The sequence below is a fragment of the Acrocarpospora macrocephala genome (genome assembly GCF_009687865.1).
GTDB classification, from domain to species: Bacteria; Actinomycetota; Actinomycetes; order Streptosporangiales; family Streptosporangiaceae; genus Acrocarpospora; species Acrocarpospora macrocephala.
Genome location: NZ_BLAE01000046.1, coordinates 90,907 through 113,497 on the forward strand (window position 1 = coordinate 90,907; position 22,591 = coordinate 113,497).

Sequence of the window (22,591 nt, forward strand, 5' to 3'; positions counted from 1 at the left end):
CGCCCGCCGCGACGGCCCCATCGATGGCGGTTCGGTGCTGCCGTACAGCCTGCTCGCCCATCTTGTCGACGGAGACGATGAGCACCTGTGTGGCGCCCTCGAAGGCGTGGGCGAGCCCGTCGGAGTCGGTGAAGCTACCCTGCCGCACCCGTACCCCCTGGTCGGCAAGCTCCTGCGCCTTCTGCGGGTCGCGGACACTGACTCCGATCTGGTTCGCCGAGACACGTGTCAGCAGCCGCTCGACGATCTGGCGCCCGAGTTGTCCGGTCGCTCCGGTCACGATGATCATTGACCCTCCAAGGATTCCAGTGGAAACAAACTCATGTTAACACCGGAAATTATCGATGGAACCAGGAGAGTGGTAACGTTGATATATGCCACCTCGCGACCAGGAGCAGACCCGCCGGCGCGTCATCGAGGCCACGATCGAGCTGCTGACGCGCGAGGGCCGCGACGCGGTCACCACCCGCGCCGTCGCCTTGGCGGCCGGTCTTCAGCCGCCGGCCATCTACCGTCTGTTCGGCGACAAGGACGGTCTGCTCGACGCGATCGCCGAGCACGGCTTCGCCACGTTCCTGGCAAGCAAGAGCCTCGACCCCGACCCGCGAGACCCCATCGAAGACCTGAAGGCGGGCTGGGACTTGGCGGTTGAATTCGGTTTGGCCAATCCCGCGCTGTACGTGCTGATGTACGCCGACCCCACCAGGCCTGCCTCGGCCGCGTTCACGGCGGGCATGGAGATCCTGATGAGCCGCATCCGGCGCCTGGCCGCCGCCGGCTGGCTCCGCGTGGATGAGGAACTCGCCGCCGCGATCATCCACGCCACCGCGCGCGGCGCCGTACTGACCTGGCTGTCCCTGCCCGAGGACCGGCGCGACCCCGCTTTGCTGACCACCCTTCGCGAGTCGATGCTCACCGCCGTCACCAACCACGAACCGGCAACTCAGGAGGCCGGCCCGATCGGCGCCGCTCGCGCTCTGCGCGCCGCCTTGCCCGAACAGACCGCCCTGAGCGACGGCGAGCAGCACCTGCTGGAGGAATGGCTCGACCGCCTCACCCTCGGCCGGTGACGACGTCACGCCGGTCGGCGTGCGAGGCCGAGATGGTCGAGGTGGTAGGAGATTGCGGTCGTCGCGTTCTCGGCGGTGCGTTGGCCGAGCAGGACGCCGGTGCCGAGTCCTGCGGAGAGGGCGAGCAGGATGGCGGCCTCGGTGCGGGGGTCGCGGTGCGGGGGCAGGATTCCGTCGCGCTGGGCGTGGCGGAGCTGGTCGGCGAGGAAGTGCTCCATGGCGTCGGGGGCGCGCAGGAAGGGCTGGGCGGCCAGTGCGGGGTCGGTGACCGCGTGGACCGCGTAGGCGGTGTACACGAGGTGGAAGGTGCGGCTGTCCTGGTCGGTCGGGAGCGCCTCGGTCAGCACGGCCTCGATGATCGTCCGGGGGTCGTCGGGGGCGTCGGTGTCGAGTACCCGGGTCTGGATCCGTTCGCGTTGGCGTCCGGCTAGGTGGTCGAGCGCGGCGAGCAGGAGTTTCTCCTTGGTTTCGAAGTAGTACTGCACCAGGCGCAGGGAGATGTTCGCCTCGGCCGCGACCGACCGCATGGTGACCGCGTGCAGGCCCTGGCTGCCGGCGACGCGGAGCAGCGCCTCCAGGATCTGGGTGTGCCGTGTATCGCGGTCGGCCAGTTTGGGCATCGCCTGTCCTCTGTGATCCCGGAAAAGTTTTGGTACACGTGTATTATCGCTTTGATACGTCGGTATCAAAGATTTGGGAGGCGGCGTGACCAGAACCAAGGTGGGGCGGTTCACCGGCGAGGAGGCGAAGGAAGAGTTTCTGCGGGCGTACGAGCAGGCCATGGAGCTGTGGCCCCGGCCACGTTGGGAAACCGATGTCGAAACCAGCTTCGGTACCGTCCACGTGCACCGCTACGGAACCGGCGACGGCGATCCCGTCGTGTTGCTGCACGGCGCCGGCGCCAACGCCGCCACCTGGTACCCGCAGGTCGCCGCGCTGGGCGAGCGGCACCCGGTGATCGCGGTCGACACCATCGACGACCCCGGGCGGAGCGTGCAGCACACGGTGGTGGCCGACAACGCCCAGTGGGTGAACGAGGTGCTGGCCGGGCTCGACCTGCGCCGCGTTCACCTTGTCGGACTCTCCTACGGCGGCTGGCTGGCCCTCAACCAGGCCATCCACGGCCCCGAACGGCTCGCCTCCGTCATCCTGCTGGACCCGGGCGGTGTGAGCAGGGTGCCCGCGAAGTTCTTCCTCAACATGATCGCCGGAGCCCTGGCGATGCTTGCCCCGCGCCGGTTCCGTCCGCGGCTCGGACGGCTGCTGGCCAACGCCGCGCTCCTGTCACCCCCCGAGCTGATGAAGCCGATCATGATGGGGTATCGCACGTTCGGACCCACCCGCCCGCCGGCCCGGCCGTTCACCGACGACGAACTGCGCGCGGTGTCCGTACCCGCATTCGCGCTGCTGGCCGGGCGCAGCGCACTGCTGGACGTCTCCGCCGCCCGGCGCAGGATCCAGAACCTCATCCCCGGCGCACAGGTCGACATCCTGCCCAAAGCCGGGCACGGACTCCCACTAGAGGTCCCCGACCTGGTAAACCAGCACATTCTCCGCTTCATCGACGCCCAGGCCCCGGACGCCCAGATCCCGGCGAACGAGCAACACCTGGTTGATCTCTGAGAGCTGCCTCGTTCCTCCTGCAGCTGCGGTTGCCCACGCTGTACAGCCAGGCAGAGCGCGTTGTTGTGGCCGTCGGCGGGCGGGTCGGTCACGCCCCCAACTCGGCCTGAATCGCGGCACGGCGGCGGTCCGGGCCTCGCGAGCGTCTCGCTCGAACTCCGGATAGACCCCCGCACCCTCGATCGAGCCGCGCGTCGATCGATCGATCTTCACGCGGTCGATCGATCCTGCGGCCAACCACGGGTTGGCGAGCGTAGCGGCAGCGCTACAGGCCGCGCTATAGCTGCCGTTTGGCCAGGTCCTTTGCCCAGATGTAGCGCATAGCGTCCCGGCCGGCGGCTGGCAAGCCTACTGCCGTACTTCTTGGCTGTACGGAGATCAAAAAGGCCAGTTCCGATGATCGGAACTGGCCTCTGACCTGGGTGGAGCTATGGGGATTTGAACCCCAGACCCCTTCGATGCGAAGCCACTTGCGCGCAGCGCGAGATACGTCCTGCGGGCCCGCTGAACTGGCCCTATAGTGCCTCACGGTTCCTTGACGGTCCCCGGTGTCCGCTCCTGTTGTCACTGCCGTTGAGCTGTCGCTGGTCGTGAACTTCGGGGCTCGGCGCACGCCGATGGACAGCCACCGCGCCTCGATCACCTGCCCGTGCGTGAGTCCGGCCAGGTCACGCACCGGACAGGCGGCATCGACCACATCACGGATCTTCAACCGGGAGCAGAAACCGGCCACCACCGGCAACGCCCCCAGCAGCTTCTCCACCGACGGGACACCGAACTGCGCAGCTTGTCTCACACGCCAGCAGGCTGCCGACTGCTGAGCCCACGACCAACCCGACGCACCGAAGAATCCCAAAGATCCTCATATGCGGAAAACGGGGCTAGCTCTCGGGGTGGAGTCGGCGTCGGGCGCTACCTTCCCGGGTTGAGCGGAAGGTCGTGCCAGCGCCCGAGGCCGCGGCTGGTCATGGCCGACATCGTGAAAGGTATGAAACGAACTCTTCTTCTGGCGTTCGCGCTGGTCCTGCCGATTTCCGCCTGCGGCGCCCCGGCGACCGTCCAGGCACAGCGCCTGATGATCCCCTCACCGACGGGGCCGCATCCCGTGGGAACCGTATCCGTACACCTGGTCGACCAGTCGCGCCAGGACCCCTGGACCAAGTCGGGCGCCAAGCGCGAGCTGATGGTCAGCCTGTGGTATCCGGCGAAGGATGTGCGAAACCACAAGGTCGCTCCCTGGCTGCCCAAGGCGGCCGCCGAGCGGTACCTGGAGGACAACGGGCTGAAGCCGGGTTCTGTTCTGCTGGACACGACCCACGGTCACGAGGGCGCCCCCGTCGATCAAGGACTCGGCAAGTTGCCGGTGATCCTTTACTCGCCCGGCGCCAACGCCTCACGCGCGTACGGCACCGGTGTCGTTGAGGAACTGGCCAGCCGAGGCTACGTGGTGGTCACCGTCGACCACACCTACGACGCGGCGGTGGTCGAGTTCCCCGATGGCAGGGTGGAGACCGGGCCCGAGTTGACCGACTTCGCCAAGGCGGTCGAGGTCCGCGTGGCGGACGTGCGGTTCGTCCTGGACCAGTTGCCCACACTGGACAAAGCACACGTCTTCGATCTTCAGCGGATCGGCATGTTCGGCCACTCGCTCGGCGGCGCGGCGACCTCCTCGGCGATGTACGCCGACAAACGCATCAGGGCCGGGCTGGGCCTGGACGGCGCCGTGTTCGGCAAGGTGGCGCAGTCGGGGCTCGACCGGCCCTACCTGGTGGTCGACACCGGAGGAAAGGGCGGCATGTCGACCAATCCGGCATTGCGCACGTTCTGGGATGGCCTGCGCGGCTGGCGGCTCAACCTCACGCTCAAGGGGGCGGCCCACAACTCCTTCGGCGACGACGTCATGCTGATCCCGATGGCGGCCAAGCCGCTGGGCCTCAGCAAGACAGAGCTGGAGGAGGTCGTCGGCACGATCCCGGCCGAGCGGGCGCTGGCCTTCCAGAAGGCCTATCCGCTGGCCTTCTTCGACCTGCACCTGCGCAAGCAGAAGGAGCCGCTGCTGGACGGGCCGTCACCCGCCTTCCCCGAGGTCGCCTACCGGCGCTGAACCGACTGTGACCACTCCGCTCTCGTAGGCGGCGATGACCAGCTGAGCCCGGTCGTGGACGTCGAGCTTGGCCAGCAGGCTGCGGATGTGCGTCTTGACGGTGGCCAGGCCGAGGCCGAGCCGCTCGGCGATCCGCGGGTTGGTCAGCCCCCTGGCCACCAGCACGAGCACCTCCCGCTCCCGGCCGGAGACCTGGGAGAGCCTGGCCGCGAACGCCCCAGGAACACCGGCCGGCTCGCGCCTGGCGAACTCCTCGATGAGCCGCATGGTGATGGAGGGAGCCAGCAGCGCCTGGCCCGCCGCCACCACCCGCAAGGCCGTCAGCAGGTCGCCCGGCCTGGTGTCCTTCAGCAGGAATCCGCTCGCGCCCGCGCGCAACGCGGCGTAGACATACTCGTCGAGGTCGAAGGTGGTCAGCATCACCACCTTGACCTCGGCGGTGGCCGGGTCGGTCCTTATCAGCTCGGTGGCCTTGATCCCGTCGAGGTCGGGCATCCGTACGTCCATGAGCACGAGGTCGGGGCGCAGGCGCCTGGCCAGCTCCACCGCCTCCCGCCCGGTGCCCGCCTCGCCCGCGGCCTCCAGATCGGGCGCCGTGTCGATGAGCATGCGCAGCCCGGCCCGCAGCAGCGCCTGGTCCTCGGCGACCAGCACCGTGGACACGCTCACCGCTCACCTTCCAAGGGTTCCAAGGGCAACCGAGCACGCACGGCGAAGCCACCCCCAGGCTCCGGCCCCGCTGAGAACGTTCCGCCGTACATGGCCACCCGCTCTCTCATTCCGGCCAACCCGTGACCGCCGCTGCAGCCGGGCGCCTCTCCTCGACCGTCGTCGATCACCTCAACCAGGAGCTCCCGTCCGTACGTGCTGACGGCGACCCGGCAGCGCGTCGGGCCCGCGTGCTTGATCACGTTAGTCAGCGACTCCTGGACGACGCGGTAGACGACGAAAGCGAGCCCGTCGGTGACCGTCAGGCCAGGCTCGACGTACAGGTCCACCGTCACCTCGGCCGAGGCGGCTCCGGCGACGAGCCCAGGCAGCGAGGCCAGCCCATAGTACGCTTCGCGGTCGGCCGGGTCGTCGCGGAGCAGGCCTAGCAGCCGCCGCAGGTCGGCCTGCGCGCTCCTGCTGGTGTCCTCGATGAGGGTCAGCGCTTCGCGCGCCTCGGCCGGGTGGGTGTCGGCGACGTGGTTGGCGATGCCGGCGCGCATGGAGATCAGGCTCATGCTGTGCGCGACGACGTCGTGCACCTCGCGAGCCATCCGCAGCCGCTCCGCCGTGGCCGCGGCCTGGGCGGACTGGACGACCGCACGCGCCGCGTGCGCGCGCTGCTCCCGGACCGCGACGCCGACGGTCCAGGCGAGACCGAGCACCAACCAGGCGAAACCGCACGCCGACAGAGCCGAGGCCCACGAGGCCGAGGCGACAGCCTGACCCACCCCGGTGAGCGTCAGGGCGGCTGTCAACGCGACCGCCGCGGGCCGCCGGGGTTCGAGGAGGGCCACGGCATGCAAGGCCACCGCCAGCGCCGGGTACCCCTCCTCCCACCCGGTGAGCGGCGCGACCGCCGTCGCCGCCAGGACCAGCAGGAACACTGGCAACGGCCACAGCCGCCGCACCGCCAGGGGCAAGCAGGCGACGGCGATCAGCGGGATCGTCGCGTACTGCGACGCCAGCCAGGCCGCCGCGCAGAAGGCGGCGGCGAGCACGACAGCGGCGACCGCGTCGACGGCCACCCAGTGGCCGGGCCGGAGCCTGCGCACGATCAAGGGACGCCGCTCGACCATGGGATCAACATTAGCCGCGCTGGTCATCACCGATCTCCGCCACCGGGATGAGCTTCTCATCTCGTCAGCGGGGTACATGGTGGCGGATGCCGTACAGAACTGGCTCGAATATGGGCTCAGCGGGCGGGATCTGGCGACCGGCGAGAAGTGCAAGATCCTCGCCCAGAAGCATGTGATCGGTTGTCTGGGTGCCCGGAAGCTCGTCGAACTGACCGCCGATGAGGTTGACGGCAGGCTGGCCGACCGTGCGAAAGTGCTCAGCACCCGGTCAACTCGATCCTTGTCCGTGCCGTCACCCGAGCTCAGGCGAGCGACAAGGTGAAACGGAACGTCGTCCTGCTGTGCGAAATCCCGAAGGGCCTGCCGGGCATAATGACGGCGTGCGTGTACCACTCTCACCAGACGACGAGATGATCAAGCTGGCGCAACGCTACGTGAACGCGGGTCGCGGCGGAAGCATCCGCTATCTGAAACTGCTGGGCAGCGCCCTTTACCTTCCTGATCGAAAGGTGATCCGGTTCGGACGCGCACTCGCCGACGACGCCCGCCAAATCCTGGACGAGGATCTGGAAGTCCTGCTCGATAGCGAGTGGCGAGCGCGGTTCACAGCGGCATGGCTAATCGCGCTGGATCGCCGTGTGCAGTTTCGTGAGCGGCTGACGCCGATGCTCCTCGAAAGTGAACTGGTCCATGCGGGCGCTGGATACTGCCTGGCGCTCGCTCGCTTCGGAGAGGCCGAAGACGCGGCGATCCTGTCGGCCTACCTTGATCGTTATCTGCCACAAGTGGAGCGCCGGTACGACCAAGAGGACGCCCTTGGCGCTCTCATGCTCGTGGACGCGAAGCTGGGAACCGATCATGCTGGCCGGTTCCTGACTCCTGGCGACCTGTGGGAGACCTTCGCGACGGCCAATTCGGATGCGAGCGGCTGCAAGCGCGCCATGGAGGAGAGGGTCTCATTCGCCGAGAGCGCCATGGACGGCACACTCGCTCAATGGGCCGCACAGCGCGACAGTACTTAGTCACCCAGAAGATCAAAAAGGCCAGTTCCGATGATCGGAACTGGCCTCTGACCTGGGTGGAGCTATGGGGATTTGAACCCCAGACCCCTTCGATGCGAACGAAGTGCGCTACCGGACTGCGCTATAGCCCCTGGAACTCGTTTAGATTAGCAAACTTCCTGGGGTGTTCGCGCCATCTGGGTCAGTCGCCGACCGCGCGGCGGTGGTCGGCGTACTGATCGAAGACCTGGACTCGGCGGCGGGCCTCGATCTCGATGATCTCGGCTTCGCGGGCGGCTTCCTCCAGGCGGCGGCGGAGTTCGCGGGCGTGGCGGGCGCGGGCGGCCTGAGCTCTGGCGGCCAGTTCGCGCTGCTCCGCGTCGATGCTTACGGCGACGCGGAGCACGGCGAGGTAGCCGATCAGGACCACGGCGGAGGGAGCGACGCCCCACCAGGGGACGATCTGCACCGCCGCTGTCACCACCGACGCCAGGAACAGCAGGACGCTCCAGAGCAGACGCCGGCGGCGGCGCGCGGTGATGCGGGCACGGCGTCGCCACTCGGCACGTCGGCTGTCAACGGGCGCGACCGGCTCGTTCCCGGGACCTGAAGCCGCAACCGAGGTGCCAGCACCAGCCTGACCCGGCGAACCGGGCAGGCCCGCGGAGCCTGCGCGATTCCTCGACCCGGACAGACCCGAGGAACCTTCGGCCGAGTCACTCGGCTCCATCGCGAGCGATGACTCCGAAACGGATGGCTCGTTCGGCGCGTCAGAGTTCTGTGGCTCGTGTGACGTCGGGAGCGGCTCGGTGAGGGTGTCACCTTCGACCGTGAACTTCTCGTCGTCCACGTACACGTAACGGTCGCGGCGGAGCCACATGGGGACGAGGACGCCCAGCCACATCGCCACGATCGCAAGGTAAAGGAGGACGCTGCTCATGCGATCCTCCTTCTCTGGGCTGCCTGGAGACATCCGGGGACTGGTCGCCGCGCAGATGTGCTCACGTCACGCACCGTAAGACGGCGTGTCACTGATTGACGAGCATTCGGTGCGGTGTGTCGCGAGATCGTCAAAGCTGTTCATGTAAATCGGCGCAACAAGCGGTAGCTAGGACGCGTTCACTGGGCTTCGGTCCGGCGCGTGGCCGAGGCGTCCCGGGTGCGGCGCCACTGCACGAGCAGGCCGCGGGGAGCGTCCTCCACCGTCAAGGCGTAACAGATATGGTCACGCCAGGCGCCGTCGATATGGAGCTGGCGGCGGCGGATGCCTTCCTCGCGGAAGCCGAGCTTTTCGACCACTCGGCGGCTGGCGTGGTTCTCGGGGCGGATGTTCGCCTCCAGGCGGTGCAGGCCGGTGGTGAAGAAGCAGTGGTCGACGGCCAGGGCGAGCGCGGTGGGGATGATGCCGCGGCCCGCGACGGCCCCGTCGACCCAGTACCCGACCTGCGCGGAGCGAGCGGACCCCCAGACGATCGCGCCGACCGTCAACTGCCCGACGAACGCGCCGTTGTACGTAACCACCCAGGGCAGCGCGAGCCCCTGGCGCGCTTCGCGCTTAAGGGTTCCGACCATCGAGACGTACGGCCCGAGACCGGTGCGGAACAGCGGCGTTTCCGGGTTGCTCGGTTCCCATGGACGCAGCCAGTCGGCGTTACGCAGCCGCGTATCCCGCCACGCGCGCACGTCGCGCAGCCGGAGCGGACGGAGCCCCACGGGCCCCTCCGCCAGGGTCGCGGGCCAGCCGCGCAATCGATCCACGAGTCAATCATCCCCGGAAGAGGGCGTGTCCGCCACGACGGGTGTGCGGAAGAGCACACGGTCAGCCGGTGTCCATGGCGGGAGGGCGTTGGATTTGGCCGCTGTCATCGCTTGTGCCCGGTCAGATCAGCCACGGTGATCACCGCCGCGGATCTGGTCGACGGCGTGGGCGAGGATGGGGGCGAGCACGGCCATACCGTCACGCACCCCTCCGGTCGAGCCGGGCAGATTGACGACGAGCGTGGTGCCCGCCTGACCTGCCAGCCCCCGCGACAAGATCGACGTGGGGACTTTTTCCCGATTTATCTGGCGTACGGCTTCCGCGATGCCGGGGATCTCCCGATCGATGACGCGGCGGGTCATCTCGGGGGTGAGGTCGGTGGGGGTGAGACCGGTGCCGCCGGTGGTCACGATGACGTCGAAGCCGTCGGCGAGGCCCGCGCGCAAAGCGACCTCGACGGGCTCGCCGTCGGGGACCACGCGGGGGCCGTCGACCTCACATCCGGCCGATGTGAGCAATTCGGCCAGGAGCACACCGGATTTATCCGGGTAAATCCCCGCAGCCGCGCGGTTGGAGGCTGTGATCACCAGGGCGCGTACCGGGCTCATGGCCGGGTCCAGACGCCGGTCTTGCCGCCGGTCTTCTCCTCAACGCGTACGTCGGTGATGACGGCGGCCGGATCCACGGCCTTGATCATGTCGATGAGCCCGAGGGCGGCCACGGACACCGCCGTCAAAGCCTCCATTTCAACACCCGTCTTGTCCACCGTCTTCACCCGTGCGGTGATCTCGACCCCACTGTCGACGATCGTGAGCTCCACCTTCACTCCGTGCAGCGCGATGGGATGGCAGAGCGGCACCAGATCAGGAGTCCGCTTCGCGCCCATGATCCCGGCGATTCGCGCCACGCCGAGCGCGTCCCCTTTGGGCACATCGCCGGATCGCAGTACGGCTACCGCCTCCGCGGAAAGCAGGACACGCCCGGACGCGGTAGCCGTACGGGCGGAAACCGGCTTTTCCGACACATCGACCATGCGGGCCGCGCCGGATTCGTCGAGATGGCTGAGGTTCACAGCGGGATCACTTCCACGGTGGCGCCCTCGGCGAGAACGGTCACGTCCTCGGGCACGATCACGAGCGCGTTCGCCGACGCCAGGGCGGCGAGTTGATGGGAGCCCTGGCCGTGCACCGGAGCCACGGTGCCATCGGTCAGGATCGCGCGCAGGAATGACCGCCGCCCGGGCGGCGAATGCAGCGGCGCCGTGGTCGTCGCCCTCACTGTTTCGGGCAATGTCGCGGGCAGACCCTGCATTTGCCGCAATGCCGGCCGGACGAACAGGACGAACGACACGAACGCTGAGACTGGATTGCCGGGCAGGGTGAAGATCGGCACGTTGTCGTCGCCGACCAGGCCGAATCCCTGCGGCATTCCGGGCTGCATGGCGACCTTCTCGAAGACGACCCGGCCCAGCGGGGCGAGCGCCTCCTTGACCGGTTCGTACGCCCCCATCGAGACCCCGCCGCTCGTGATCACGGCATCCGCGCGCAGGAGCTGCGCGTCAAGGATGTCGAGGAACCTGTTGGGATCATCGGTGACGGCTCCGGCCCGGAAGCCTTCGGCGCCCGCTTCCCGGACCGCGGCGGCCAGCATGAAACTGTTGGACTCCCAGATCTGGCCAGGGCCGAGCGGTGTGCCCGGTTCGGCCAGTTCCGCGCCGGTGGAGAGCACGACCACGCGCGGCTGCGGCCGGACCCGGACGCGGCGGCGGCCCACCCCGGCCAGAATGCCCAGCTGGGCGGCGCCGATCCGGGTGCCCTCGCGCAGCACCACGTCTCCGGCTCGGACGTCCTCCCCGATCAAGCGGATGGCGTTGCCGGGCTGAACCTGCTTGTGGATGGTGACCTGGGTGCGACCGGCGTCGGTCCACTCGACGGGAACGACGGCGTCCGCCCCCGCCGGCACCGGCGCCCCCGTCATGATCCGCGCGACCATTCCGGATCCGATCGCCCGGAGCGCGCCGTCTCCGGCCGCCACATCTTCGGTCACCGACAGACTGACAGGGACGTTCACGACATCCCCGGCACGCACCGCATAGCCATCCATGGCCGAGTTGTCGAACGGCGGCAGCGATACCGGAGCCGTCACATCCTCGGCCAGAACGGTGCCCAGCGCCCGCTCAAGATCGACCTCAAGCGGGGCCAGGGGCCGCACCGTACCCAGGATGTCGGCGAGATGCCGCTCGACCGGCTTCATGTCGCTAGGACTGAACCTCATCTAGGAATTGTCGCAGCCACGGCAGGAACTCGGGCGCGAGATCCTCACGGTGAGCAGCGAATTGAACGACAGTCTGGAGGTATTCGAGCTTGTTGCCCGTGTCGTACCGCCGGCCGCGGAAGAGCACGCCGTGGACAGGGCCGCCCTCGTGGGTGCCGCGCTCGGCGAGCGTGCGCAACGCGTCGGTGAGCTGGATCTCGCCGCCACGCCCCGGCGGGGTCTTCTCCAGCACCTCGAAAACCGCTGGGTCGATCACATAACGCCCGACGATGGCCCAGTTGGACGGAGCATCCTCAGGTGCGGGCTTCTCGACCAGATCCGTGACGCGGACGACGTCGTCCTCATCCGTCTCGACGATCGCCGCGCAGCCGTACATCGAGACCTGCTCGTGCGGAACCTCCATCAGCCCGATCACGCTTCCGCCATACGTCTGGCGGACCTCGATCATGCGACGGAGCAGCGGATCGGCCGGGTCGATCAAGTCGTCGCCGAGCAGGCAGGCGAACGGTTCGTCGCCGATATGCTGCTTGGCGCACAGAACGGCGTGGCCGAGGCCCTTAGGCTGGCCTTGACGCATGTAGTGCATAGTGGCGAGATCGACCGGCTCCTGAATCTGGGACAGGCGTGCCTCGTCGCCCTTGGCCCGGAGCGCGCCCTCCAGCTCGTAGGCCACGTCGAAATGGTCCTCGATCGACCGTTTGTTGCGCGCGGTGATCATCAGGACGTCGAGCAGTCCGGCGGAGACCGCCTCCTCAACGACATACTGAATGGCCGGCTTGTCGACGATCGGCAGCATCTCCTTCGGCGTCGCCTTGGTGGCGGGGAGGAACCGCGTGCCAAGACCGGCGACGGGGATCACGGCTTTCGTCACGGAATCGAAGTCAGCACCCATGCTTGGAACCCTAGTGGAGGCGTCTTTGGACAAGCTGAAGCTCCGGCGTGAAATTCTGCGTGAACGTTCTCGCATTGATGAGAATTCGCGCCGTGATCGCGCACGGGCCATCAGGGAGACTCTGCTCGACCAGCCGTGGGTGCAGATGGCCGGATTGGTCGCCGCATACTGGTCGATCGGTGCGGAGCCCTCGACGCATGGCCTCGTCTTCGCCCTGTGGAAGCATGGGACGACCGTCATCCTGCCTGTTCTGCGCTCCGACGGCGATTTGGACTGGGCGGTGTACGACGGGCCTGATTCACTCGCTCCGGGCCCGTTCGGAATCATGGAGCCGGTGGACACCCGGCGTGGAGTGGACACGATCCGCACCGCGGCGCTGGTGATCGTTCCGGCGCTGGCCGTCGACCGGTCGACGGGCACCCGGCTGGGCCGGGGCGGCGGATCGTACGACCGGGCGCTGGCGCGGGTGGGCCCGAACGTGCCGACGGTGGCGCTGCTGCACGAGGGAGAGCTGATCGACGGCGTTCCGGCCGAACCGCACGACCGCCCCGTTCGGTACGCGGCACTACCATCGGGACTCTTTGTGACAGGTGTGACAGAATTGTCATAAAACGAGGAAGGGGACCGGGTGCGGCTGGAGCTTGACGGCTGGCTTCTCGTGTCCGCGGTGATCGTGATAGCGGCAATCGCATCCGTCCGCATCGCCCATCGCACCGGGCTGCCCTCTCTGCTCATATATCTCGGTCTGGGCCTGCTGCTCGGCGAATCCGGGCTCGGGGAGATCCACTTCGAGGACGCCATCCTCGCCAAGCAGCTGGGGTTGATCGCGCTGGCGGTCATCCTGGCCGAAGGTGGCCTGACGACGAACTGGGAACACGTTCGCAAGGCCGTGCCACCCGCGTTGGTGCTCGCCACCGCCGGGGTGGGGATCAGCATCGTGGTGCTGGCCGCCGCCGTGCACGGGCTCCTCGACATGGACTGGCGTTCCGCGCTGCTTCTCGGCGCGATTTTGGCGTCGACCGACGCGGCGGCGGTCTTCTCGGTCCTGCGCAGGCTGCCGCTGCCACCCCGGCTCGCGGGCATCCTGGAAGCGGAATCGGGTTTCAACGACGCCCCGACCGTGATCATCGTGATCCTGCTGAGCCAGGTCAACGTCCCGGATCCATCCGTGTGGAACGTTCTCGTCACGTCGGTCGTCGAACTCGCCATCGGCGCCGCGGTCGGCCTGGCCGTCGGCCCCGCCGCGGCATATCTGCTGCGCCGCGTCGCCCTGCCGGCGTCCGGCCTGTATCCCATCGCGGTGATGGCGATCGCGTTCCTCGCATACAGCGGGGCCGCCGTCGCGCACGGCAGCGGCTTCCTCGCCGTATACGTCGCCACGCTGATCATCGGCAACAGCCGCCTGCCCCACCGCTCGGCCACCCGCGGCTTCGCCGAAGGCGCCGCCTGGCTCGCCCAGATCGGCCTCTTCGTCATGCTCGGCATGCTCGCCAGCCCTTCCGAACTTCCCTCTGCCGTGATTCCCGGCCTGGTGGCCGGGCTTGCTCTGGTCCTGATCGCCCGCCCGCTCTCGGTGATCGGCTCCACCGCCCTGGTACGGCTTGGGCGGATTGGCCGGGTGACCTGGCGGGAGCAGATCTTCCTGTCCTGGGCGGGATTGCGCGGCGCGGTCCCGATCGTGCTCGCGACCATCCCCTGGGCGGCCAGCGGCCAGGCGGGCATGTTCAACGTGGTCTTCGTCATCGTGATCATCTTCACGCTGGTTCAAGGCCCGACCCTGCCCTTCCTGGCCCGCCTGCTCGGCCTGTCGGCGGAGGGCGAGGCTCGCGACCTGGACGTCGAGTCGGCCCCCCTGGAGGAGCTCAACGCCGACCTCCTGCAGGTCAGGATCCCGCCCGGCTCGAAAATGCATGGCGTCGAAATCTTCGAACTCCGCCTGCCGTCAGACACCGCGGTGACCATGGTCGTCCGCGACGGCCGCTCCTTCGTCCCCGCCGAGACCACCCGCCTGCGCTCGGAGGACCAGCTCCTGGTCGTGACCACCGCAGCCCAGCGCGACCTCGTCGAAAGGCGGCTGCGCGCGGTCAGCCGAAGGGGCAAACTCGCAGGCTGGTACGGCGAAAGCGGGGACTAAACACCCGTCAAGTTCTGTTTCAACGTCTCAGTGGCTATCATTTAGCAGTCGCACCGGTCGAGTGCCAATTCACGAGGAGGAGCGCGGTGCCCACCTACCAGTACGCCTGCACCAGTTGTGGTGAGCAGCTCGAGGTCGTCCAGAAGTTCACGGACGACGCCCTCACCGAATGCCCGGCGTGCCAGGGCTCGCTCCGCAAGGTCTTCAACGCTGTGGGGATCGTGTTCAAGGGATCGGGCTTCTACCGCACAGACAACCGGTCTTCGAGCTCCTCCGCCGCTACATCGGCGCCAGCCAAGAGCGACTCTACCCCGGCCAAGACGGAGACCAAACCAGCCTCCAGCACGTCGTCCACGACCACCACCACCTCCTCCTCAACGTCGGCCGCCTGAGTCCTTGTCCACAGGGTGGCGGTTATCCACAGGACGAAGCTCGGCCTGGGACGAGGACGGCTGGATTCGCTAGGGTCGGCGACATGGTCAATCGCGTGGACATCGGGGTCATTGGCGGTTCGGGGTTCTACTCCCTTCTCGACGATGCCGAGGAGGTTGACGTCTCGACGCCCTACGGGCCGCCCAGTGACAAGGTGACGCTGGGGAGGATCGGGGGGCGCGGAGTCGCGTTCGTTCCTCGACATGGGCGTGACCATGCGTATCCACCGCACCGGATTCCCTATCGGGCGAACCTGTGGGCCTTACGGTCACTCGGGGTCCGGCAGGTGATCGCCCCCAGCGCAGTCGGGTCGTTGAAGGCCGAACTCGGACCGGGCACGTTGGTGGTTCCCGACCAGCTGGTTGATCGCACGACGGGGCGGGTCCAGACCTTTTACGACGCCGGTGGCGCTGTGCATGTGTCCTTCGCCGATCCGTACTGTCCTGATGGGCGGGCGGCAGCGGTGGAGACAGCGCGCACCGCCGGCTGGGAGACGGTGGACGGCGGCACGCTGGTGGTGATCGAGGGGCCTCGCTTCTCTACGCGGGCCGAGTCCCGATGGTTCTCCAGTGCCGGATGGTCGATCATCGGAATGACCGGGCATCCGGAGGCCGTTCTCGCTCGGGAGCTGGCTCTCTGCTACACGACCATGGCATTGGTGACAGATCACGACGCCGGGGTTGAGGCGGGCGAAGGCGTCACCCATGACGAGGTGCTCGCGTTCTTCGCTTCCAATATCGAGCGAATGCGGTCGCTGGTCGCGGACGTGGTGCAGGCCTTGCCAGAAGAACGCGAATGCACCTGCGGCAACGCCCTAGACGGCATCAAGCTACCTTTCGAACTCCCGTAACCGTTTCAGCCTTCCTGTAGCTCGCCCTTCTGAGCCATTCGTCGCTTGACGGGTTCCGCGCTGCCTCCTGTCAGGGCCGTGCCATGCCTTTGAAATGAGGCCTGGTGGCGCTGCTCTGGGCAGGTTGCGACGTTCGCGTTCAGCGTGGGCTCGATTCGTGGTTCCAGCGGAAACGGCGCTGGCGGGGGCGGGCGGAGCCCGAGGTGAAACAAGGGGTTGGATGGGTGGGATCCCTCCCGTTACAAACACCGTCGGCGCCCGGTCGCCACGATAGTCCGGCGATGTGGGCAGCGCCTCCGCAGTGATCAGGTCCGCCCAAGTCAGGTCGGCATTGTGGTCGGGCATGGACTGTGTCACGTGTGCATGGTGGTCGTGAGAAATCCTGCAGAGAGCGCTCGCACTATCCGTTCGGGGCGTCATCGATCTGGCTCCATCCGTCTGGGTCTATCCATCGAAGCTCACACCCTCATGTTGAGGCCGCCCGCGTTGGTGGCTCATTTCCCAAACTCGGAGTTCAACCATGCGTGCTGTGACCAGGTTTCTGGGGCGGCGGCGCCGTCTGCTGGCCGCGATTCTCGCCGGGTGTTCGGTCGCGTGTGCCCTCCTGGCTGTGGGTGGGCCGAAGGGAGTCGATGTCCTTGTCGCCGCGCGGGACTTGCCCGGCGGTCGGCTCTCCCCGGCCGATATCGCGGTGCTGCGGTTCCCGTTCTCAATGCTGCCGGATGGGGTGCTGCGGCCTGGTTCCTCGTTCGCTGGGCGGGTTCTCACCGGGCCGATACGCCGGGGAGAGCCGCTGACCGACGTGCGGTTACTGGGTCGGGGCCTTCTGGCCGGCGAAAGTGATGGACTGGTGGCGACGCCCGTCCGGATCGCTGACGCCGACGCCGCACAACTGGTGGCGCCGGGTGACGTCATCGACGTCCTGGCGGCTTCCACCGGACCTCTATTCCCATCACCTGGTGGCACCGAAGCCGAGGAGGCAATCCCCGACGGCATTGTGGGCGACAACGGTGAGATCGAGACCAGCGGGAATGGGCAGTCAAGAGATGGCGAGGTCGACAGTGCGGCGGTTGAGAATGCGGCGCTCGCAGCCGAGGTTGACCCCGTGAGACCCGCAGTCCTGAAGGTCGTCACCTCTGGAACCGGAAATGGCGTGATCGAAGGAGGCGGCCCAGTGGTCAGCCGGGTCACCGTCCTGGCCGGGACCGCTGCCAGTGATCGATCCGAAGGCGCGCTCCTGGTTCTCGCGACGACTTCCTGGCAGGCCGCCTTACTCGCTTACGCGCAATCTCATGGTCAGCTCTCCATTGCCATCCACCCTCGATAACCTGTGGGGCGTCAACACGGACTCGAGAGGCGATCATGAGTGGGTTCAAGAAGTTCCTCCTGCGCGGCAACGTCATCGAGCTGGCTGTCGCGGTGGTCATCGGCGCCGCGTTCACGTCCATCGTCAACTCGTTCGTGAAGGACCTCCTGACGCCAGCCATCTCCGCCATTGCCGGGAAACCCGATTTCGGAAGTCTTACGCTGCAGATCGGGAACGCCACGATCAGCTACGGGAACTTCCTCAACGCCCTGGTGTCGTTCCTCATCGTAGCCACAGTCCTCTACTTCTTCCTCGTTAAGCCGTACGAGCTGCTTATGGCACGGTTCGGACCAACCGGCAAGGAGACCCGGGACTGCCCAGAATGTCTGACTGAGGTTCCGAAAGCTGCTAGCCGTTGCAGTGCCTGCACAGCCCAGCTCGCACCCGTGTCGTAGCAAGCGACGCAAGCCACGTCTTGGGCAGACGCACGGCGATAGCCATACAAACCCGTTGTTTGAGAGTCCAGTGGCCGATCCCCCGACCGGCTGGTCGGGGCGTCGGTGGACGTGGGACGGGCGGCAAGCCAAGAACGTCTCAGGGATTGAAGCCAGTTAAAGGAGAGAGCCGACCTTCGGGTCGTACTCCCAGTGCCAGGGTTCAAAGGGGCTGACGTAGGCCCAATCCGGATGGATCCACCCGAAGCGCTTGCCGTTCTGCTCCAGCCAGACGAACTCGGTGGACTTGTACACCCGGATTGGGCCGCAGAAGTCGACAGCGAGCCCCAGCCCGTGGTTGCTCCGCCCCGGGATGGCGGCCAGCCCAGGCCGCTGGTAGTAGACGATCTGCTGATCGCGCAGGCTCCGATAGCTGTCGACCACGCAGAGCGGCTGGCCGAAGCGCTTCTTGTACGCGATATTCAGGTCAGCGAAGGCGATCGCCGCGTCAGCCCGCAGCTCCTCACCCTTGAACGGCAACGGACAGAGCATGTTCCTCGGCAACAGCCCATTGGCATACTGATCAGCCTGAACCACCCGAGTAGGGTCACACGCTCCCCCACCCCGCTTCACACCCAGCTTCGCCAACGCCGTCGTCAACGACTTCACCGTCTGCTGTGATTGCTTCCGCAACGTGTCGATCTCGAAGCCGAGCTGCGCCTCCTGAAGCAGCTTGGTGGCTCGTAATTCCTGCGACTCCGCCGCAAGCCGCTCCCGCTCCTCGAACAACTTGCCCGCGTCGTCCACCACCTGGTTCCGACCCGTGGCGAGCTGATTGAAGTCACTCATCGTCCGCAACGCGTTCTGCCCATTGGTACTCACGAGCAGCGGGCCCATCCCCCCAGAAGACGGATCCTGGTAGATGTACTCGACCAGATCAGAGAGCGGACGCCGGACCAGTGCGAGCTCCGCGTCGGCGGTCCGCAACTGCGTCAGCTTGCCTTCCAGCTGACGCACCGAGGTGTCGAACTCCTTCTGGCGGGCGACCAGAGCCTTGGTCGCCTGCTCGATCCCCTTGGTCGCCTTCTCCGCCTCACGCCGCAGTTCCGTCAGCGTGGCAGGATCCGCCGCTACGGTCTCCGCACTCGACGACATGACCAAGCTTGCGATCGGCACCTTCGGAGGCTCAGCACGAGCCTCGGCCGCCACAAGCGAAGTCAGCACCATGACGACCACGATCAGACCCGCTGATCGAGGAGCTGGCACGATCGACTCCTCCATTTGCGAACTCGTGACCCCGGTCAGGCACGCACGTTACTACAGCCCGGTGAGTGTTCGGGCCCGAGTCTCCAGAGCCGTTACATACCAATCTCTGCTCTTTTTCCCGATATCCCCTAGGCGGGCCGCCGTGCAGCTTCCAGACAAAGCTCCCACAACCACGTGTCCGACCACTCCGCCGGACACGTCGGGGCCGCCTCCGGCGAAGCCGTACGAGCTGGCCTGGCCTCTCTCCGCTGCATCGGCGCGGCCTGCAACGGCATCGGCCGCGCCTCCGCGGTCGCCCCCCGCGGCCCAGGCACCTCCCCCTCATAAACCCGCTCCGGCCGCGCCGGAGCCGGCACTTTGACCGGCCCCATCACCTGAGGCTCGTCCACCCGCTCCACCGACACCGAGAATGCCCCGTGACCCGGCTTAACCCCATAGTCCGTGAGCTCAGCCACCAATAACCCCACAGCCAACACCGCAGGCGCCAACACCGCCACCACCAGCGCAGCAGGCCGCAACCGACCGCGCCCACCCACCCGCATCCCCCGCCGTCCAGTCACGAACAGCGACCGTAACCACCCCACCCACCCCCCAGTCGCCCCCTTGCCAGCCCTTTACCGCAGGTCAGAGCACTGATGACCCACACTCCCAGCCGACGCGCATATCGTGGCGCACACCACCCCACACTTTCGCTAGGCTTACCCTGCAGATCCCGCTCCCGTAGCTCAGGGGATAGAGCACAGGTTTCCTAAACCTGGTGTCGTAGGTTCGATTCCTACCGGGGGCACCTCTTGACCAGGCAAAACACCGCTTCACCTGGGATTTCTCAGCCCTGTCAGGGACAGCCAACGCGCAGGCAGATGCCGCCCAGAGCAGCCGTATGCCAGTGATCGCGATATATATGCGAAATGATCAAGCTGGTGTTTTCGCAGGTCACACCCCGAACCGACAGAAGCCCCGGCATACGCCAGGGCCAGGCCAGCGTCGAGATGATCGCTCGGGGAGGCGCTGCCGATCTGCTCGTTTGCGCGGGAACGGGTGCCCGTCGAGCACATCGCATAGATCTTGAGCAGAACATCGACGGCGCGCATGCGGTGAATCACAAGGACGCTTGGCCAACTACGTGCCCGCCTCTCCTCCGAGCGCGTGTGCCGAGCGCTCACCCACGCTCGGCGGTGAGTGACCCCCGAGAGTTCTCCGCCACGTGCGCCCAGAAGGTCGTCCATCCGAGTTGGTTCCTAGGTTATGGCTCGTCTGCAACCATGAAGGACACGTTCGCCTCGGATCTCAGATGATCCAGTACTGCCGCAGACTCGTGATCCATGCTGAGCGCAGCGATCTTGCTCATCCATTGCATTCAGCGATTGGATCCTGGTGACCCAATCGAGTTCGACACGCGACCAATGCAGTCCGATGAATTAGGATCACAGCATCGGGTGCGCCTTCACCCCGATGGTGGGCATTCGGGTGTTCGTGGGTTGCGGGGTTTCGACCATCTGGCAGGCACTCACGTGAGGTTCAGATGGTCGAAGAATAACTCTCAGGGCAGCGTCGAGGAGGTAGATGGATTGTGATAGCTATACCCGGCCCATTGATCTCCTGGGTGTTGAATAAGCTTGAGCCCGTAATCGTTCGGGTTGGCCAAAGCATTAAGGCAGATCACGGTGCTATACAACTGAGTAGTGGACGACCTGACCAGCCGCGAGAGGCATATACCCTATTTATCTCCGTGGCACCCAGTCGGACTCCCCGCGTCTTGGAGACCTCGCTGTTTATCGACGCGGCATGCAAGTTCGTCGAACAAAATTTTCCGGAGTTCGGCGATCAACCTGACTACGCAGGCCCACAGCTCGTCCGCTATATTTTCCCCCTCGATAAAATCCACGGGCCGCGGCATTGGCTGACAATATCACCAAATGGCCTCCTCGAACTGCAATGGGTCCTTGACGTCCCTGCCAACACCACAGATCTTCCACTAGATGAGCTAGTGTCCGTTACTGATCGAGTTCATCGAGCGGTTGAGAGTGATTTGTTCCGCGGCATTCACCGTCGTCGGCGATTCGAACGGCGACGTAGAGTCGACTGGCGCATCGGCGTAAACGGACAAGCTTCCGGATCCAGCGGCTCGATGCCATGGCAAGGAGTAATCGTTCCTGGCCGCGAACCGGGACGAAGAGCGGCCAACCAATTCCCTCATTGCCCTATAGAGGGATTCGCAACCGATCGCTTGCGAGGAATTCGTCCACAGGACAACGTCTGCGAAATACTCAGACCAGCCCTCCAGGAACTCATGGCGAATGCCGGCTACTATGATAGATCATCAGTTAACGATTGCCTTGATGATCTCCTCTCGAATAGGCCGACGCTGACCAAGTCTCCTAAGACTCCGCCAGCCGTCGCTATTTGAAAAACCATCGACCGCTTAGCCATGACCGACTGTTCAGTTCTATGTGTCGCGAGAAATAGAACCGGGAGGCGGTGGCAAATCCCTCATTTACGCTTGCCCGGCTACATTTAGCACCAGGATTGGCATACTCCGGATGGCGCGTGGACATCTCGGCCGATAAACGATGCCGCCCGAACGCACCGCGCAGGGGTGGTGTTGCAGGGATCGAGGCGTCTCCTACCACTTACCGATGTTTTTGCTGTTGGCGAGTGCATCGGCCAGCGTGGGGCTGGTCAGTAGTTGATCTAGGAGGACCCATAACCGGGAAGCGCGATAATGCTGCCCGTTAGGCACGGGGGTACCTGGCAGCGGGGGGCCGAGACGGTAGACGACCACGGGTTGGATCGTGTCGTCCGTCTCGGGAATATCAGGCCAACGCGTCTGCAGATTCGGGATGATTTCGTAGGTGAGGACACGATTGATCTGCTGGACGTGAGCGGCCCATCGGAAGGCCAGGAAGTTCGGGGGTACCTTCGGCCAGCCGCCACCCCACCCGTACGGGTGGAAGTAGATGGCTTCGCGCATGACGAAGTCTCGATAGGTCCGTTCCCCACCGCTCCCCGGCCGGTCCGTGTTGATCGCCACACAGTAAGTCCAACTGTTAGCGGGGTCACGCACTTTGATCGCCTTTCGAAAGTATTCGTGCAGCTCGTCCAACCATAGGCGCTGGTTGCCCTGTGCAGCTCGTCTAGCCGCTTCTAGTACGGCAGCCGGTGCGCCCAGAGATCACGGAGGTGATTGTCCAGCGATCATGACCTGATCGGAAGCTCGTCGTCGCCTGCCGGTGTGAGTCCGGTCCGGGTAATCGCCAGGGAGCCCGGTAGCAGGCTGGCGGCCCGGTCTGGAAACGGGCCGGGTCGAAGCCCAGCGTCGAAAGCCCCGTTGGGGGAAGCAACTGAGCGGTCCGTAGCGGAAGCGAAGCCTGCCGCGTCGTTAGACACCGAGAGAGAGCCGAGCCGGGCGACTCACGGCGAAGGCCATGGAAGCGGTGAAGATCCTGGAGTGCTGCCGTCAGGGACTCTCCGGCGTAAGAGGGCGCGGAACGTTCAGAGGGTGGCGGCGGGAACTGGGGAGGCCCTCCCCGGCCGGAGCGTGCTGCGGATAGGCGTGGACGACGCCGTCTTATAACCGGTGTGGAGCCGGGAAGTGGGCGGCGGCCGGGAGGGAGTCGGAGGCGGTCGTAGTACCGATCGAGCCGTAGGACAACACAACC

The 22,591-nt window shown here is 66.2% G+C and carries 25 protein-coding genes and 2 tRNA genes; 13 read left to right on the forward strand and 14 right to left on the reverse strand.

Going from position 1 to position 22,591, the window contains the following annotated elements; translation table 11 throughout:
• A partial coding sequence (locus Amac_RS35020) for an NAD(P)H-binding protein (RefSeq protein ID WP_155358731.1) occupies window positions 1-289 on the reverse strand: 289 nt, incomplete at its 3' end.
• A gap of 85 nt (window positions 290-374) precedes the next feature.
• On the opposite strand from Amac_RS35020, the gene Amac_RS35025 reads away from it, so the two are divergent.
• Entirely contained in the window at window positions 375-1,070 is a 696-nt protein-coding gene (locus tag Amac_RS35025) for a TetR/AcrR family transcriptional regulator (RefSeq protein WP_155358707.1), read from the forward strand.
• A 5-nt stretch (window positions 1,071-1,075) separates the two neighbouring features.
• Here Amac_RS35025 and Amac_RS35030 read toward each other — a convergent pair whose 3' ends face one another.
• Window positions 1,076-1,690, reverse strand: coding sequence for a TetR/AcrR family transcriptional regulator (locus Amac_RS35030; protein WP_155358708.1), 615 nt, complete (start codon window positions 1,688-1,690; stop codon window positions 1,076-1,078).
• A gap of 85 nt (window positions 1,691-1,775) precedes the next feature.
• Between Amac_RS35030 and Amac_RS35035 the strand changes: the two genes are divergently transcribed.
• Window positions 1,776-2,693 carry an alpha/beta fold hydrolase gene (locus Amac_RS35035; RefSeq protein ID WP_218041471.1) on the forward strand — a complete coding sequence of 306 codons (918 nt, stop codon included), beginning with the start codon at window positions 1,776-1,778 and terminating at the stop codon, window positions 2,691-2,693.
• Between the two features lie 277 nt (window positions 2,694-2,970).
• Here Amac_RS35035 and Amac_RS54540 read toward each other — a convergent pair whose 3' ends face one another.
• Window positions 2,971-3,456, reverse strand: a complete 486-nt coding sequence (locus Amac_RS54540) for a hypothetical protein (protein ID WP_174900264.1) — start codon at window positions 3,454-3,456, stop codon at window positions 2,971-2,973.
• 225 nt (window positions 3,457-3,681) lie between these two features.
• Here Amac_RS54540 and Amac_RS35045 point away from each other — a divergent pair, with 225 nt between their 5' ends.
• A complete protein-coding gene (locus tag Amac_RS35045; RefSeq protein ID WP_246268925.1) occupies window positions 3,682-4,797 on the forward strand; it encodes an alpha/beta hydrolase family protein in 1,116 nt (371 codons plus the stop codon).
• Here Amac_RS35045 and Amac_RS35050 read toward each other — a convergent pair.
• Together Amac_RS35050 and Amac_RS35055 are read right to left on the reverse strand one after the other, a co-directional pair.
• Window positions 4,762-5,460: a response regulator gene (locus tag Amac_RS35050; RefSeq protein ID WP_155358733.1), complete on the reverse strand. Its 699-nt coding sequence runs from the start codon at window positions 5,458-5,460 to the stop codon at window positions 4,762-4,764. The two genes, Amac_RS35045 and Amac_RS35050, sit on opposite strands and share 36 nt — an antisense overlap.
• Window positions 5,461-5,462: 2 nt before the next feature.
• Entirely contained in the window at window positions 5,463-6,584 is a 1,122-nt protein-coding gene (locus Amac_RS35055) for a sensor histidine kinase (protein WP_170322812.1), read from the reverse strand.
• Between Amac_RS35055 and Amac_RS53950 the strand changes: the two genes are divergently transcribed.
• On the forward strand, window positions 6,583-6,906 hold the full coding sequence (locus tag Amac_RS53950) for a hypothetical protein (protein WP_170322813.1): 324 nt from the start codon (window positions 6,583-6,585) through the stop codon (window positions 6,904-6,906). The genes Amac_RS35055 and Amac_RS53950 overlap by 2 nt on opposite strands.
• Window positions 6,907-6,964: 58 nt before the next feature.
• Complete coding sequence (locus Amac_RS35060; RefSeq protein ID WP_155358710.1) at window positions 6,965-7,606, forward strand: DUF6000 family protein; 642 nt, start codon at window positions 6,965-6,967, stop codon at window positions 7,604-7,606.
• A gap of 57 nt (window positions 7,607-7,663) precedes the next feature.
• On the opposite strand, the gene Amac_RS35065 is transcribed toward Amac_RS35060, so the two are convergent.
• The 7 genes from Amac_RS35065 to galU form a co-directional block, all read right to left on the reverse strand.
• A tRNA-Ala gene (locus Amac_RS35065) sits at window positions 7,664-7,737 on the reverse strand.
• 50 nt (window positions 7,738-7,787) lie between these two features.
• Entirely contained in the window at window positions 7,788-8,525 is a 738-nt protein-coding gene (gene sepX, locus Amac_RS35070; protein WP_155358711.1) for a divisome protein SepX/GlpR, read from the reverse strand.
• Window positions 8,526-8,704: 179 nt separating this feature from the next.
• Window positions 8,705-9,343: a GNAT family N-acetyltransferase gene (locus Amac_RS35075; protein WP_155350065.1), complete on the reverse strand. Its 639-nt coding sequence runs from the start codon at window positions 9,341-9,343 to the stop codon at window positions 8,705-8,707.
• Window positions 9,344-9,469: 126 nt separating this feature from the next.
• Window positions 9,470-9,952 carry a MogA/MoaB family molybdenum cofactor biosynthesis protein gene (locus Amac_RS35080; protein WP_155358712.1) on the reverse strand — a complete coding sequence of 161 codons (483 nt, stop codon included), beginning with the start codon at window positions 9,950-9,952 and terminating at the stop codon, window positions 9,470-9,472.
• Window positions 9,949-10,416: a cyclic pyranopterin monophosphate synthase MoaC gene (moaC, locus tag Amac_RS35085; RefSeq protein ID WP_155358713.1), complete on the reverse strand. Its 468-nt coding sequence runs from the start codon at window positions 10,414-10,416 to the stop codon at window positions 9,949-9,951. The genes Amac_RS35080 and moaC overlap by 4 nt, the downstream gene beginning before the upstream one ends.
• Window positions 10,413-11,597 carry a molybdotransferase-like divisome protein Glp gene (glp, locus tag Amac_RS35090; protein ID WP_155358735.1) on the reverse strand — a complete coding sequence of 395 codons (1,185 nt, stop codon included), beginning with the start codon at window positions 11,595-11,597 and terminating at the stop codon, window positions 10,413-10,415. Before glp ends, moaC begins: the two co-directional genes overlap by 4 nt.
• Before the next feature lie 4 nt (window positions 11,598-11,601).
• Window positions 11,602-12,510 carry a UTP--glucose-1-phosphate uridylyltransferase GalU gene (gene galU / locus Amac_RS35095; protein ID WP_155358714.1) on the reverse strand — a complete coding sequence of 303 codons (909 nt, stop codon included), beginning with the start codon at window positions 12,508-12,510 and terminating at the stop codon, window positions 11,602-11,604.
• A 25-nt stretch (window positions 12,511-12,535) separates the two neighbouring features.
• Between galU and Amac_RS35100 the strand changes: the two genes are divergently transcribed.
• From Amac_RS35100 to mscL, 6 genes are all read left to right on the forward strand, one after another.
• Window positions 12,536-13,120: a 5-formyltetrahydrofolate cyclo-ligase gene (locus Amac_RS35100; protein ID WP_246268926.1), complete on the forward strand. Its 585-nt coding sequence runs from the start codon at window positions 12,536-12,538 to the stop codon at window positions 13,118-13,120.
• Between the two features lie 18 nt (window positions 13,121-13,138).
• On the forward strand, window positions 13,139-14,644 hold the full coding sequence (locus Amac_RS35105; protein WP_307729795.1) for a potassium/proton antiporter: 1,506 nt from the start codon (window positions 13,139-13,141) through the stop codon (window positions 14,642-14,644).
• Window positions 14,645-14,730: 86 nt separating this feature from the next.
• Window positions 14,731-15,036, forward strand: coding sequence for an FmdB family zinc ribbon protein (locus Amac_RS35110; protein WP_155358716.1), 306 nt, complete (start codon window positions 14,731-14,733; stop codon window positions 15,034-15,036).
• 83 nt (window positions 15,037-15,119) lie between these two features.
• On the forward strand, window positions 15,120-15,926 hold the full coding sequence (locus tag Amac_RS35115) for an S-methyl-5'-thioadenosine phosphorylase (protein WP_155358717.1): 807 nt from the start codon (window positions 15,120-15,122) through the stop codon (window positions 15,924-15,926).
• 610 nt (window positions 15,927-16,536) lie between these two features.
• Window positions 16,537-17,253 carry an SAF domain-containing protein gene (locus tag Amac_RS35120; protein WP_246268927.1) on the forward strand — a complete coding sequence of 239 codons (717 nt, stop codon included), beginning with the start codon at window positions 16,537-16,539 and terminating at the stop codon, window positions 17,251-17,253.
• A gap of 35 nt (window positions 17,254-17,288) precedes the next feature.
• Window positions 17,289-17,687, forward strand: coding sequence for a large conductance mechanosensitive channel protein MscL (gene mscL, locus Amac_RS35125; protein ID WP_170322814.1), 399 nt, complete (start codon window positions 17,289-17,291; stop codon window positions 17,685-17,687).
• A 156-nt stretch (window positions 17,688-17,843) separates the two neighbouring features.
• On the opposite strand, the gene Amac_RS35130 is transcribed toward mscL, so the two are convergent.
• Entirely contained in the window at window positions 17,844-18,947 is a 1,104-nt protein-coding gene (locus Amac_RS35130) for a D-alanyl-D-alanine carboxypeptidase family protein (protein WP_155358720.1), read from the reverse strand.
• 159 nt (window positions 18,948-19,106) lie between these two features.
• On the opposite strand from Amac_RS35130, the gene Amac_RS35135 reads away from it, so the two are divergent.
• The gene (locus tag Amac_RS35135; protein ID WP_155358721.1) at window positions 19,107-19,259 is read left to right on the forward strand and encodes a hypothetical protein; all 153 of its coding nucleotides are present in this window, start codon (window positions 19,107-19,109) and stop codon (window positions 19,257-19,259) included.
• A 387-nt stretch (window positions 19,260-19,646) separates the two neighbouring features.
• Window positions 19,647-19,719: transfer RNA gene (locus Amac_RS35140), tRNA-Arg, on the forward strand.
• Between the two features lie 1,836 nt (window positions 19,720-21,555).
• On the opposite strand, the gene Amac_RS35145 is transcribed toward Amac_RS35140, so the two are convergent.
• Window positions 21,556-22,035, reverse strand: a complete 480-nt coding sequence (locus tag Amac_RS35145) for a hypothetical protein (RefSeq protein WP_218041472.1) — start codon at window positions 22,033-22,035, stop codon at window positions 21,556-21,558.
• Between the last annotated feature and the right edge of the window lie 556 nt (window positions 22,036-22,591).